Source organism: Pseudomonas sp. PDM15 (assembly GCF_014851565.1).
GTDB lineage: Bacteria > Pseudomonadota > Gammaproteobacteria > Pseudomonadales > Pseudomonadaceae > Aquipseudomonas.
Genome location: NZ_JACVAA010000007.1, coordinates 102,593 through 115,059, shown reverse-complemented (window position 1 = coordinate 115,059; position 12,467 = coordinate 102,593). Strand labels below are relative to the sequence as shown.

11 protein-coding genes and 1 pseudogene are annotated in these 12,467 nt (G+C 66.2%); 4 read left to right on the top strand and 8 right to left on the bottom strand.

The genetic code is table 11. The features are described from left to right. Positions 1-41: 41 nt before the first annotated feature. Positions 42-1,337 carry a lytic murein transglycosylase gene (locus tag IB232_RS19120; RefSeq protein WP_192400168.1) on the top strand — a complete coding sequence of 432 codons (1,296 nt, stop codon included), beginning with the start codon at positions 42-44 and terminating at the stop codon, positions 1,335-1,337. A gap of 89 nt (positions 1,338-1,426) precedes the next feature. On the opposite strand, the gene IB232_RS19115 is transcribed toward IB232_RS19120, so the two are convergent. Continuing rightward, positions 1,427-2,308 carry a DNA-3-methyladenine glycosylase family protein gene (locus IB232_RS19115; RefSeq protein ID WP_192400167.1) on the bottom strand — a complete coding sequence of 294 codons (882 nt, stop codon included), beginning with the start codon at positions 2,306-2,308 and terminating at the stop codon, positions 1,427-1,429. A 134-nt stretch (positions 2,309-2,442) separates the two neighbouring features. On the opposite strand from IB232_RS19115, the pseudogene IB232_RS24035 reads away from it, so the two are divergent. The 3 genes and pseudogenes from IB232_RS24035 to lipA all read left to right on the top strand — a co-directional run. Beyond that, positions 2,443-3,219 (top strand): annotated as a pseudogene (locus tag IB232_RS24035) (PAS domain-containing protein); the annotation flags it as partial. Next, complete coding sequence (locus IB232_RS24030; RefSeq protein WP_412547751.1) at positions 3,199-3,759, top strand: methyl-accepting chemotaxis protein; 561 nt, start codon at positions 3,199-3,201, stop codon at positions 3,757-3,759. The pseudogene IB232_RS24035 and the gene IB232_RS24030, both read left to right, overlap by 21 nt. 201 nt (positions 3,760-3,960) lie before the next feature. Continuing rightward, positions 3,961-5,013 (top strand): lipoyl synthase, encoded by a 1,053-nt coding sequence (gene lipA, locus IB232_RS19105; RefSeq protein ID WP_192400165.1) that lies wholly within the window; start codon positions 3,961-3,963, stop codon positions 5,011-5,013. 73 nt (positions 5,014-5,086) lie between these two features. Here lipA and lipB read toward each other — a convergent pair whose 3' ends face one another. The 7 genes from lipB to mrdA all read right to left on the bottom strand — a co-directional run bounded on the left by lipB (position 5,087) and on the right by mrdA (position 12,466). Beyond that, on the bottom strand, positions 5,087-5,704 hold the full coding sequence (lipB, locus tag IB232_RS19100; protein WP_192400164.1) for a lipoyl(octanoyl) transferase LipB: 618 nt from the start codon (positions 5,702-5,704) through the stop codon (positions 5,087-5,089). Continuing rightward, positions 5,704-5,982, bottom strand: a complete 279-nt coding sequence (locus tag IB232_RS19095; RefSeq protein ID WP_192400163.1) for a DUF493 domain-containing protein — start codon at positions 5,980-5,982, stop codon at positions 5,704-5,706. The genes lipB and IB232_RS19095 overlap by 1 nt, the downstream gene beginning before the upstream one ends. Positions 5,983-6,108: 126 nt before the next feature. Further along, on the bottom strand, positions 6,109-7,284 hold the full coding sequence (locus IB232_RS19090) for a D-alanyl-D-alanine carboxypeptidase family protein (RefSeq protein WP_192400162.1): 1,176 nt from the start codon (positions 7,282-7,284) through the stop codon (positions 6,109-6,111). A 91-nt stretch (positions 7,285-7,375) separates the two neighbouring features. Beyond that, the gene (locus tag IB232_RS19085) at positions 7,376-8,386 is read right to left on the bottom strand and encodes a septal ring lytic transglycosylase RlpA family protein (RefSeq protein ID WP_192400161.1); all 1,011 of its coding nucleotides are present in this window, start codon (positions 8,384-8,386) and stop codon (positions 7,376-7,378) included. After that, complete coding sequence (mltB, locus tag IB232_RS19080; RefSeq protein WP_412547748.1) at positions 8,383-9,399, bottom strand: lytic murein transglycosylase B; 1,017 nt, start codon at positions 9,397-9,399, stop codon at positions 8,383-8,385. Before mltB ends, IB232_RS19085 begins: the two co-directional genes overlap by 4 nt. Next, positions 9,396-10,544 carry a rod shape-determining protein RodA gene (rodA, locus tag IB232_RS19075; RefSeq protein ID WP_192400159.1) on the bottom strand — a complete coding sequence of 383 codons (1,149 nt, stop codon included), beginning with the start codon at positions 10,542-10,544 and terminating at the stop codon, positions 9,396-9,398. Before rodA ends, mltB begins: the two co-directional genes overlap by 4 nt. Next, on the bottom strand, positions 10,541-12,466 hold the full coding sequence (gene mrdA / locus IB232_RS19070) for a penicillin-binding protein 2 (RefSeq protein WP_192400158.1): 1,926 nt from the start codon (positions 12,464-12,466) through the stop codon (positions 10,541-10,543). Before mrdA ends, rodA begins: the two co-directional genes overlap by 4 nt. Between the last annotated feature and the right edge of the window lies 1 nt (position 12,467).

Sequence of the window (12,467 nt, the reverse complement as noted above, 5' to 3'; positions counted from 1 at the left end):
TTAAGGTCGCGGTCTGTTTGGCAAGACCGAGACACCGCACGATGTTCCACCTCTCCGCCAACGGCCGCCTGAGCTGCCTGCTCGCCGGCGCCGTCCTGTTCCTCGGCGCCTGCGCCGAAACCCCGAATCCCGCTCCCGAACTGGTCTCCAGCAAGCCAGGTGCGCAGCCGCAACGCATCGAGCCAAGCAGCGCCCAGGTCCAGGCCGCCGTACAACAGGCGCCGGCACTGAACTTCGAGGACTGGCGCGACCGCTTCCGCATCAAGGCCCTGCGCGGCGGCATCGACGCCCAGCTGTTCGACCAGGCCTTCGCCGGCATCGCCCCTGACCTTAGCGTGGTCAAGGCCGACGGCGCCCAGCCGGAGTTCACCCGGCCGGTATGGGAATACCTGGATGGCGCCATCTCGCCAGTGCGCGTGCGCAAGGGCCAGGCCCTGCTCGCAGAGCACGCCGCCACCCTGGACGCCATTGAGCAGCGCTACGGCGTCGACCGCGAGACTCTGGTGGCCATCTGGGGTATGGAGAGCAGCTTCGGCCAGTTCATGGGTGAACAGTCGGTGATCCGCTCCCTAGCCACCCTGGCCTACGAGGGGCGCCGCCCGCAGTTCGCCGAAGACCAGCTGCTGGCAGCCCTGCAGATCCTGCAGAGCGGCGACATCAGTGTCGGCGGCCTGCGCGGGTCCTGGGCCGGAGCCATGGGTCAGACCCAGTTCATACCGACCACCTACCTGACCCACGCGGTGGACTTCGATGGCGACGGCCGCCGCGACATCTGGAATTCCAGCGCCGACGCCCTGGCCTCGGCCGCCCACTATCTGCAGGCGTCCGGCTGGCAGAAGGGTCGCGCCTGGGGCATCCCGGTGGCCCTGCCCACCGGCTTCGACTACGCCCTGGCCGATACCGAGATCCGCAAGACCTACACCGAGTGGTACAGCTACGGGGTGAAAGGCACGCCGACCAACGTCGACCCGAACGACACCGGCTACCTGCTGCTGCCGGCCGGCCATCGCGGCCCGGCCTTCCTGGTGTTCCGCAACTTCGGCGCCATCCTCAAGTACAACAACTCCTCGTCCTATGCCCTGGCGGTGGGCCTGCTCGGCCAGCGCCTGAATGGCGGCGGGCCGCTGCTGGCCAACTGGCCGAAGGACGAGCGCCCGCTGGGGCGCAGCGAGCGCATCGAGCTGCAGGAGGGGCTGACCGCCAAGGGCTACGAGCCCGGCGTGGCCGACGGCATCATCGGTGCCAATACGCGCCGCGCCGTGCGCGCCTTCCAGCAGAGCCTGGGGCTGCCGGCCGACGGCTATCCGACGCCGGCACTGCTGCAACAGCTGCGCTAAGCAAGGATTGCTGCGCGCCGGCCGGGCATTATTGGAGAGAGGCCTGGCCCGACTCTAGCTCGCGAGCCGTTGAGCAGGCGCTGATCGAGCTACTGCATCGCCCACAGATGGGCAGCCACCAGCGCCCGCCAGGGCGCGAAGGGTAGCAACCAGTCACGCACGAAGGGCTGGCTCAGCTTGTCCTCCGCGCCCAGCAGACGCTGCAACTGGCGGCGCACCGCGGCGTCGCCATGCAGCGACCCGTCCAGGCGGGCGAAGCCGCGTAGCAGCGCGTAGTCCACCGTCCAGGGGCCGATGCCCTTCAGCGCCAACAGACGCTCGCCGATCAGCTCGGCCGGCGCATCCTCCAGCCAGTCCTCCAGCGGCAGGCGTCCCTCGACTATCTCGCGGGCGAGGAGCAGCAGGCACTGGGACTTGGCCCGGGAGAAGCCCGAGCGCCCCAGCGTATCCTCGTCCAGCGCCGCCACCGCCGCCGCGTCCGGATAGCAGATCAGCCCACTGGAATGCGCTCGACCGGCCAGCTGGATCAGCTTGCGGCGCAGGGAAATCGCCACCGGAAGACTGATCTGCTGGCCGCTGATGGCCCAGCTCAGGGCCTCGAACGGCGAGGCCGACTGCGGCACCCGCAGGCCCCGATTGGCGGCGATCAAACCGCCGAGCAACGGATGTCCCGCCTGGGCCGCCTCAAAAGCGGCGACCGGCTGGGTCAGTCCCAGCATGCGTTCGGCCAAGGTGCGCAACGGCGCCGGGTCGGCCGCCGCCACGCCATCGACCTCCAGCGTCACCCGCACCTGCCCCTCCGCGAAGCGCATACCCAGGCACGCAGGCACACCCTGCCAGAGAATGCCCTTGTCCAGACTGTTGTCGCCCACTCGCTCAGCCACCGCCTCCGTATCGCGGCGGTGGAAGGTCAGCAGGTCGCCGACGCGGTAGTCGGCGGGCAGCGGCAGGACAAGTTCGGTTCGCGACATCGGGGTCTCGCAGAGGAAAGGAAGACAGCTGATCGGAGACTACACTGCGGGGACTGTGGATTTCCTGCTGGCGGTCGATCACTAGAGACGATGACTCACGCGATCACCAGGTTCTCTGCCCAAAGGTGCCTTCGATGTTCAACAACAAGCTGAGAGAAGAAGTGGCGCAGCTACGCGAGGAGCTCGCCAGCATGCGTCAGATCAGGGACTCCATCTACAGCGAGATGATGGTGCTGGAGATTGAGCCCGATGGCCGGGTGCGCTACGCCAACGACAACTTCCTCGGCGAAATGCTCTACCAGCGCGAAGCGCTGCTGGGCCGCAACCTGGAATCGCTGATCCCGCCCTCCTTCCACCAGGAGGCCAACTATCAGAAGCTGCAGCAGGCCCGGCGCCAGAACGAGCACATCAGCGGCGCCTATCGCCTGCTGCGCGGCAACGGCGAAGAAGCCTGGTTGCGCGCCATCTGGCAGCCGGTGCTGAACGGCCAGGGCAATCTGGCCTACTTCACCCTCTGCGCCAACGACCTGACCCGCACCATCACCTCGTCCCGCGAGCACGAGGGGCTGATCGACGCCCTGCTGCGCTCCACCGCGGTGATCGAGTTCAACCTGGCCGGCGAAGTGCTGACCGCCAACGAGCGCTTCCTCAGCGGCATGGGCTATCGCCTGGAGCAGATCCAGGGCAAGCACCACCGTACCTTCTGCGACCCGGAGGAGTACAACTCCCAGGCCTACCGCGAATTCTGGGCGCGCCTGAACCGTGGCGAGTTCGTCGCCGGACGCTTCAAGCGGGTCGACAGCCACGGCCGGGAGGTCTGGCTGGAGGCCTCCTACAACCCGATCCACGATCCCCACGGCAAGTTGTACAAGGTGGTCAAGTTCGCCACCGTGATCACCGACCAGGTCAACCAGGAACAGGCGGTGGCCGAGGCGGCGAACATCGCCTACAGCATTTCCCAACACACCGACGGCAGCGCGGACAAGGGCGCCGCCGTAGTGCGCCAGACAGTCGAGGTGATGCAGCGCATCGCCCGCCAGATGCAGGAAGCCAGCGACGGCATCGAGGCTCTGGGCAAGCAGTCGCAATTGATCAGCACCATCATGCAGACCATCCGCGGCATCGCCGACCAGACCAACCTGCTGGCGCTCAATGCCGCCATCGAGGCGGCCCGGGCCGGCGATCAGGGCCGCGGCTTCGCCGTGGTCGCCGACGAGGTGCGCCAACTGGCCGGGCGTACCAGCCAGGCCACTGAAGAGATCGTCGAGGTGGTGCAGAAGAACCAGCACCTGGCACAAAGCGCCGTGGACAGCATGGCCAGCAGTCGTCAGCAGGCCGAACAGGGTCTGAGCCTGGCCAACGAGGCCGGCGCGGTGATCGTCGAGATCCAAGACGGCGCCAAGCAGGTGGTACAGGCGGTGGAGCAGTTCGCCAGCCAGTTGAAGACCTGATCGGCACACCCGGCAGCACCCTGAGCTGCGCGGGGAGAAACGCAACGCAAGCGCTGCCTGACAGCTTGTCGGGCACCAGTGCCTTCAGGGCCGCAGAGCACGTCGGACAAGGGCCGGAAGCCGCAGGCAAGCCATCCGTGGTAGACTGCCAGCCGGCCAAAAGCCCCGCTACCGAAGCCTCCTACCGGAGCCGAGATCTCGATGTCCGACACCGTCCCGTCCAAGCCCGTATCCAGCGGCGAGAAATTCCGCACCCCCCAGGGGATCACCGCGATCAAGGATGGCCAGAAGCGCCGCGCCTCGGCCGAACCGCAGGTCGTCGAGCCCAAGCCGAGCTGGCTGCGGGTCAAGGCGCCAAGCGGCAGCCGCTTCGACGCGGTCAAGCGCAATGTCGGCGAGCATCGCCTGAGCACTGTCTGCCAGGAATCCCACTGCCCGAACATGGGCGAATGCTGGTCCAACGGCACTGCCACCATCATGCTGATGGGTTCGGTCTGTACACGCGCCTGCCGCTTCTGCGCGGTCGACACCGGCAACCCGAACGGCTGGCTGGACCTGGAAGAACCGCAGAACACCGCCAAGTCGGTGGAACTGATGGGCCTGCGCTATATCGTGCTGACCTCGGTGGACCGCGACGACCTGCCCGACGGCGGCGCCGCTCATTACGCCGCTTGCGTTCAGGCGATCAAGGCCAATACGCCCCAGGTAGTGGTAGAAGCGCTGACTCCGGACTTCGACGGTGATCATGAGGCCATCGCCCGCGTGGTGGATTCCGGCCTGGAGGTGTTCGCCCAGAACGTCGAGACGGTCAAGCGCCTGACCCACGTGGTACGCGATCCACGTGCTGGCTACGAGAAGACCCTGAAGGTGCTGGAGCACGCCAAGCGCCATCGCCCCACCGTCATCACCAAGACCAGCCTGATGCTGGGCCTGGGCGAGACCGACGAGGAAATCATCGAGACCATGGATGACCTGCGCGCCATCGGCGTGGACATCCTCACCCTCGGCCAGTACCTGCAACCCACGCGCAACCACCTGAAGGTGCAGCGCTGGGTCAGCCCTGAGGAGTTCAACCGCTTCCGCGACATCGGCCTGGAAAAAGGCTTCATGGAAGTCGCCGCCGGCCCTCTGGTACGCTCCAGCTACCGCGCCGACCGGGTGTTCGAGAAGAACAACCTGGGCCTGGCCGCCCCCGTGCCGGTACCCGGCCAGCAGCAGGACGACAGCCTGATTCCGGCGCTCAATCTGAAATGACCCTCAGCCCGAAAACAGAAAAGGCCCTGTGGCTTCCGCCCCAGGGCCTTTTTGCTTGGTGTCCATCTCTACCTCAGACGTAACCCAGACGCTCGCGCAGTGCACGCTCGAGGCGCTCGCCTACCTCGTCGAGCGAGGGTGGCGCCTCCAGCAGATCCTTGAGCTGGATCATCTTCAGGCCGGCGTAACCACACGGGTTGATGCGCTGGAACGGCGACATGTCCATGTCGACATTCAGCGCCAGGCCGTGGAACGAGCAGCCGTTGCGTACCCGCAGGCCCAGCGAAGCGATCTTGTCGCCGGCAACGTAGACGCCCGGGGCATCGGCCTTGGGTGCCGCCTCCACGCCATAGCTGGCCAGCACATCGACCAGCGCGTTCTCCATGGCAGTGACCAGCTCGCGCACGCCCAGCTTCTGCCGACGCAGATTGAGCATCAGGTAAGCCACCAACTGACCGGGGCCATGGTAGGTGACCTGGCCACCGCGTTCGACCTGCACCACCGGGATATCGCCAGGTGCCAACAGATGCTCGGCCTTGCCGGCCTGCCCCTGGGTGAACACGCGGGGATGCTGCAGCAGCCAGATCTCGTCGGCAGTCTGCTCATCACGCTCGGCGGTGAAGCTGCGCATGGCTTCCAGGGTCGGCAGGTATTCCGCCAACCCCAGGTGACGCACGACGAGCTCAGCCACTAGAGCACCATGTGTACGCGGCCGGTGGCCTTGAGGTCGACATGGATCGCCTGTAGCTGCTCCACGCCGGTGGCGGTGATCAGCACCTGCACGGAGAGGAAGCGACCGTTGCGGCTATCACGCACCACCAGGCTGGTGGTGTCGAAGCCAGGAGCATGGCGCTGGATGATCTCGACCACCAGATCGGAAAAGCCTTCGCCGGCCTCGCCGATCACCTTGATCGGGTAGCGCTCGCAGGGGAATTCGATTTTCGGGGCTTGTACTTCGGTATCTGTCATCGCGGTCGCTCCGGGTTGCTCACCCGTGAAATGCGAACGCCCCGATTCCGGGGCGTCCTTGTCAGTCTTCAGCTAGCCCCTTTATGGGGCTCGAACGGCGGCGTTTCAAGACCGCCAGACGACTCTTTAGTTGAACAGTCCGTAGAAGAACAGGCGGATGCTATCCCACAGGCGGCGGAAGAAACCACCCTCCTCCACCGGCTCCAGGGCGATCAGGTCGGCGCTGTGCACCACCTCGGCGCCGAGCTTGACCTCGACCTTGCCGATCACGTCACCCACCTTGAGCGGGGCCACCAGTTGCGGTTCCAGCACCATGCTGGCCTGCAGCTGCTTCACCTGGCCCTTGGGCAGGGTCAGGCTGAGGTCCTGGGCCAGGCCGGCCTTGACCTGGCGGGTGGTGCCCTTCCAGACCTGGGCCTGGGCCAGTTCCTGGCCAGCTTTGTAGAAGGTCTGCGTCTCGAAGAAGCGGAAGCCGTAGGTCAGCAGCTTCTGGGTCTCGGCGGCGCGGGTCTTCTCGCTGTCGGTACCGAATACCGAGGTGATCATGCGCGCGCCTTCGCGCACGGCGGAGGCCACCAGGCAGAAGCCGGCTTCTTCGGTGTGGCCGGTCTTCAAACCGTCGACCGTGCTGTCACGCCACAGCAGCAGGTTGCGGTTGCCCTGCTTGATGTTGTTCCAGAAGAACTCCTTCTGCGAATAGATCGCGTAGTGCTGCTGGTCTTCGTTGATGATGGCGCGGGCCAGGATGGCCATGTCGTGGGCGCTGGAGTAGTGCTCCGGGTGCGGCAGGCCGGTGGCGTTCATGAAGTGCGAGTTCTTCATGCCCAGCTTCTCGGCGGTCTCGTTCATCATGTCGGCGAAGGCATCTTCGCTGCCGGCGATGTACTCGGCGAGGGCGATGCTGGCGTCGTTGCCGGACTGGATGATGATGCCGTGCAGCAGGTCGTCGACCTTCACCTGGCTGTTCAGCGGCAGGAACATGGTGGAGCCACCGGAGGCGGCACCGCCGGTGCGCCAGGCGTGCTCGCTGACGGTGACCAGGTCCTGCTCGCCGATCTTGCCCTTGCGGATTTCCAGGGTGGCGATGTAGGCGGTCATCAGCTTGGTCAGGCTGGCCGGCGGCAGACGCTGGTCGCCGTTGTTCTCCACCAGCACCTTGCCGCTGGCGCCGTCCATCAGCACATAGGACTTGGCGGCCAGCTGCGGCGGCGAGGGAATGGCCGAGTCGGCGGATGCGGCGTAGGGACCGGCCAGCAGGGTGACGAGCAGGGAAAGGCGTTGGGCAAAGCGGGCGATGTTCATCCGTCTCTCTGAAATAGCTATTCAACAATGGCACAGGCGGGCCGGGGCCCGCCTGCATTCACCGCCGCCCCGGAGGGCGACGCACGAAGTTCTAGTCCGGCTTGACCAGGGCGGGATCGCCGAGGTTGGCCAGGCGCACGCTGTCCTGCAGCTGCAGGGCTTCAGCCTGGGTTTCGACCGGCCCCAGGCGTACCCGGTGCAAGGTCTGCTGGTTGCGCACCACCGAGCTGATAAACGCCTTGGCAGGCACCGTTTGGCTCAGCTTGGCCCTGAGGAGCTCCGCAGCGTCCGGATTGGCGAAGGCGGCCACTTGGAGATACAGGCCAGAGACTGCGGGCGAAGCGTTTTTTTTTACGTCGATCTGGACCGGTAGCACGGCGGCTGCATGCTGCGCAGGCGGCGGAGTGTACTGCTCGATCGGCTGGCTCTGGGCCACCGCCACCGGCTCGGCGACGGCCGGAGCCCCCTGGCTGGCCATCTTCGGCTGTGCCAGCACCATGGGCACCGGACGCCCCTGGGCGGCCCACCACTCGTGGGGGTCGATGCCCTCGACCTTGACCCGCGCGGTGCCGCTCTCGGCATAGCCGAGCTTCTTCGCGGCGGCGAAGGACAGGTCGATGATGCGGTCGGAGTAGAACGGGCCACGGTCGTTGACCCGCAGGATCACGGTCTTGCCGTTGTCCAGATTGGTCACCCGCACGTAGCTCGGCAACGGCAGGGTCTTGTGCGCCGCGGTCATGCCGTACAGGTCGTAGGCCTCGCCGTTGGCGGTGGCCTGGCCATGGAACTTGGTGCCGTACCAGGAGGCGGTGCCGGTGGCCAGGTAGCGACGGCTGTCACGGATCGGGTAGTAGGTCTTGCCCATCACCGTGTAGGGGTTGGCCTTGTAGTTGCCGTAGTGCGGCATGGGCACGGCGTCGGGGATGCGCGACACGTCGACGTCCCACCAGGGCGCGCCGTCGCGATGCGGGCGGCTGTAGTCGCCGGGCCCGGAGATCGGCTGCGAGCCCGGTGCAACCGGCTGCGGAGCGCGATTGTTGGAGCAACTGACCAGCGCCAGCCCGAGGGCGGTGATGGTCAGGGTACGCAGGACGGACTTCAAGGACGACCCCGCTTGGCGACCAGCTCGCCGGACAATTGATGGACGGCCATGGCGTACATGGCGCTGCGATTGTAGCGGGTGATGACGTAGAAGTTGGGCAGGCCCATCCAGTACTCCTGGCCTTCGGCGCCGTCGAAGCGGAAGGCGGTGACCGGAATGTCGTCGCGCAGCACGTCGCCGCTGGTCCAGCCCAGGGCGCGCAGCTCGCCGACGTTCTTCACCGGATCGAGGCCCTGGGTCAGGCCGCTGTCGGCCTGCTCGCCCTTGACCTGGGCACGACTGACCACCGGTTCGCCAGTGGTCCAGCCATGGCGCTTGAAGTAGCTGGCGACGCTGCCGATGGCATCCACCGGATTGGTCCAGATATCGATGTGGCCGTCACCGTCGAAGTCCACGGCGTAGGCGCGGAAGCTGCTCGGCATGAATTGCGGCAGGCCCATGGCACCGGCGTAGGAACCCTTGAGGGTGAGCGGATCGACCTGCTGCTCGCGGGCCAGGATGAGGAATTCGCGCAGCTGCTGGCAGAAGAATTCGGCGCGCGGCGGGTAGTCGAAGCACAGGGTCGACAGCGCATCGAGCACGCGCCAGCTGCCGGTGTTGCCGCCGTAGAAGGTTTCCACGCCGATGATCGAGACGATCACCTGGGCCGGCACGCCGTACTCCTGCTCGGCACGAGCTAGGGCCGCGGCATGCTTGTTCCAGAAGTCCACGCCCTTGCTGATGCGCGCCTCGGTGATGAAGATCGGCCGGTATTCCTTCCACGGCTTGACCTTCTCGGCCGGGCGGGAGATGGCATCGAGGATCGCCTGCTTGCGCTCCACCTGATCGAACAGCCCAGTCAGCTGTTCAGCGGCGAAGCCGTAGTCGCGGGTCATCTCGCCGATGAACTCGGCGACCTTGGGCGACCCCTGATATTCCCCGGCGGCCTGGACCTGACCGGCCACGCCGAGCAGCGCCACCATGGCCACTCCCCAGCTGCGCATTGCTTGCTTCAAATTCTGCACTCTTGTCATGCCTGGGCGATCCACTTGCGGTGCGTCTGGATCGCCATCAAAACCCCAAACCCAGACAGTAGCGTCACCAGATGGGTTCCGCCGTAGCTAATAAAGGGCAGGGGCACCCCCACCACCGGCAACAGGCCACTGACCATGCCGATGTTAACGAATACGTAGACGAAGAACGTCATGGTCAGGCTGCCGGCCAGCAACTTGCCGAACAGCGTCTGCGCCTGTGCGGTGATCACCAGTCCCCGGGCAATCAGCAGCAGGTAGACGAACAGCAGGATACACACCCCGACCATGCCGAACTCCTCGCTCAGCACGGCAATGATAAAGTCCGTGTGGCTTTCCGGCAAAAAATCCAGGTGCGACTGGGTACCGAGCAGCCAGCCCTTGCCGAAGACTCCCCCGGAGCCGATGGCGGCCTTGGACTGGATGATGTTCCAGCCGGTCCCCAGCGGATCGCTCTCCGGATCGAGGAAGGTCAGCACTCGCTGCTTCTGGTACTCGCGCAACACGAAGAACCACATGCCGACGGCGATCGGCGCCACCGCCGCCACCGCGCCGATGATCCAGCGCCACTGCAGGCCGGCCATGAACAGCACGAAGGCACCCGAGGCGAGAATCAGCAGGGCGGTACCCAGGTCCGGCTGCTTCAGGATGAGCACGAAGGGCACCAGGATCAGTACCAGGCTGATGGCGATGTGCTTGAGCTTGGGCGGCAGGTTGTGCCGCGCCAGGTACCAGGCGATGGTCGCCGGCATGATGATCTTCATGAATTCCGAGGGCTGGAAACGGATCACCCCGGGAATGTTGATCCAGCGGGTGGCGCCCATCGCCGTGTGGCCCATCACCTCCACCGCCACCAGCAGGCCGACGCCGGCCAGGTAGGCCAGCGGCACCCAGCGTGCCATGAAGCGCGGCTCGAACTGGGCGATGACGAAAGCCGCCACCAGGCCGATGCCAAAGGACGTGCCCTGCTTGATCACCAGATCCCAGTTCTTGCCACTGGCCGAATAGAGAACGAACAGGCTGCCGGCACACAGCGCCAGCAGGATCAGCACCAGCCAGCCGTCGATATGCAGGCGTTGCAGCAGGCTGGCGCGGCGCTTGAACACGTCCTCGTCGGAGATGCTGCGGTCGAATTCCTGGCGTTTCATTGCTGCGCACTGGCCTCTTCGGTTACCGGCACCGGCGGGCGATACTCGGGTTTGAGCTGGCCGTCGGGGCCGAGCAGCCAGGCATCCATCACCTGCTTGACCACCGGCGCAGCGACGCCGGAGCCGGATTCGCCGTTCTCCACCATCACCGCCACGGCGATCTTCGGCGCCTCGGCCGGGGCGAAGGCGACGAACAGGGCGTGGTCGCGATGGCGCTCGTGGACCTTGCTGCGGTCGTACTTCTCGCCCTGCTTGATTGCCACCACCTGGGCCGTACCGCTCTTGCCGGCAATGCGGTAGACGGCGGTGGCGCCGACCTTGGCCGCGGTACCGCGCGGGCCGTGCATCACCGCCTCCATACCCTGGCGGCCGTAGTCCCAGAACTTGTCGTCGCGCAGCAGGATGTCCGGCGGAGTCTCCACCCCTTCCATGGCGCCATCGGCCATCAGCTGCTGCGGCGTCTGCCCCTCGGCGGTCTTCAGCAGGTGCGGGCGTATCCACTTGCCGCGGGTGGCCATCAGCGACGTGGCCTGGGCCAACTGCAGCGGTGTGGTCTGCATGTAGCCCTGGCCGATGCCGAGGATCAGCGTCTCGCCCGGGTACCAGGCCTGGCGGTAGCGCGCGCGCTTCCACTCACGCGAGGGCATCAGCCCGGCGGTCTCCTCGAACATGTCCAGGGCCACCTTCTGACCCAGGCCGAAGCGCGTCATGTATTCGTGCATGCGATCCACGCCCATCTTGCGGGCGAGGTCGTAAAAATAGGTATCGTTGGAGCGCATGATGGCGAACTCCATGTTCACCGAGCCGTCGCCCGAGCGGTTCCAGTTGCGGTACTTGTGACTGTGACCGGGCAGCTGGTAATAGCCGGGGTCGAACACCCGGGTCTGCGGGGTGATCACCCCGGCGTCCAGGCCGGCCACCGCCACCATCGGCTTGATGGTCGAGCCTGGGGGGTAGAGGCCACGTAGCACGCGGTTATACAGCGGCCGGTCAATGGAGTCGCGCAGCTCGGCATAGGCCTGGAAGCCGATGCCGGTGACAAAAGGGTTGGGGTCGAAGCTCGGCAGGCTGACCATGGCCAGCACATCGCCGCTGGCCGGCTCGATCGCCACCAGCGCGCCGCGACGACCGGCCAAGGCCTTTTCGGCGGCCTCCTGCAGGCGCACGTCGAGACTCAGGGTCAGGTCCATGCCGGGGGTCGGGTCGGTACGCTTGAGCACCCGAAGCACGCGGCCACGGGCGTTGGTCTCGACCTCCTCGTAGCCGACCTGGCCGTGCAGCAGCTCCTCGTAGAAGCGCTCGATACCGGTCTTGCCGATATGGTGGGTGCCGGCGTAGTCGGTGGGGTCGAGTTCCTTGAGCTCCTTCTCGTTGATCCGCCCGACATAGCCCACCGAATGGGCGAAGCGCTCCTTCTGCGGATAGTGGCGCACCAGCTGGGCGCTGACCTCCACCCCGGGCAGGCGGAACTGGTTCACCGCAATACGGGCGATCTGCTCCTCGGACAGCTCGAACAGCACCGGCACCGGCTCGAACGGCCGGCGCCCCTGGCGCATGCGCCTCTCGAACAGGGCGCGGTCGTCCGCGGTCAGCTCCAGCACTTCGACTATCACGTCCAGCGCCTGCTGCCAGTCGCCGGCGCGCTCGCGGGTCAGGGTCAGGCTGAAGCTGGGGCGGTTGTCGGCGATGATCACCCCGTTGCGGTCGAAGATCAGCCCGCGGGTCGGCGGGATCGGCTGCACGTGGATGCGGTTGTTTTCCGCCAGGGTGGTGTGGTGGTCGTACTGGATCACCTGCAGGTAATACATGCGCGCCACCAGCACGCAGGTCAGCAGCAGCACCGCGATGCCGCCCACGACCACGCGCCGACGCACCAGGCGGGCGTCCTTCTCGTGGTCCTTCAGGCGAATGGGTTGCGGCATC

What these genes read in the sequence shown, in the direction of transcription:
- IB232_RS19120 (WP_192400168.1), top strand. Translation starts at nt 42, where the DNA reads ATGTTCCACCTCTCCGCCAACGGCCGCCTGAGCTGCCTGCTCGCCGGC.
- IB232_RS19115 (WP_192400167.1), bottom strand. Translation starts at nt 2,308, where the DNA reads ATGTCGCGAACCGAACTTGTCCTGCCGCTGCCCGCCGACTACCGCGTC.
- lipA (WP_192400165.1), top strand. Translation starts at nt 3,961, where the DNA reads ATGTCCGACACCGTCCCGTCCAAGCCCGTATCCAGCGGCGAGAAATTC.
- IB232_RS19095 (WP_192400163.1), bottom strand. Translation starts at nt 5,982, where the DNA reads ATGACAGATACCGAAGTACAAGCCCCGAAAATCGAATTCCCCTGCGAG.
- IB232_RS19090 (WP_192400162.1), bottom strand. Translation starts at nt 7,284, where the DNA reads ATGAACATCGCCCGCTTTGCCCAACGCCTTTCCCTGCTCGTCACCCTG.
- mltB (WP_412547748.1), bottom strand. Translation starts at nt 9,399, where the DNA reads ATGACAAGAGTGCAGAATTTGAAGCAAGCAATGCGCAGCTGGGGAGTG.
- rodA (WP_192400159.1), bottom strand. Translation starts at nt 10,544, where the DNA reads ATGAAACGCCAGGAATTCGACCGCAGCATCTCCGACGAGGACGTGTTC.
- mrdA (WP_192400158.1), bottom strand. Translation starts at nt 12,466, where the DNA reads ATGCCGCAACCCATTCGCCTGAAGGACCACGAGAAGGACGCCCGCCTG.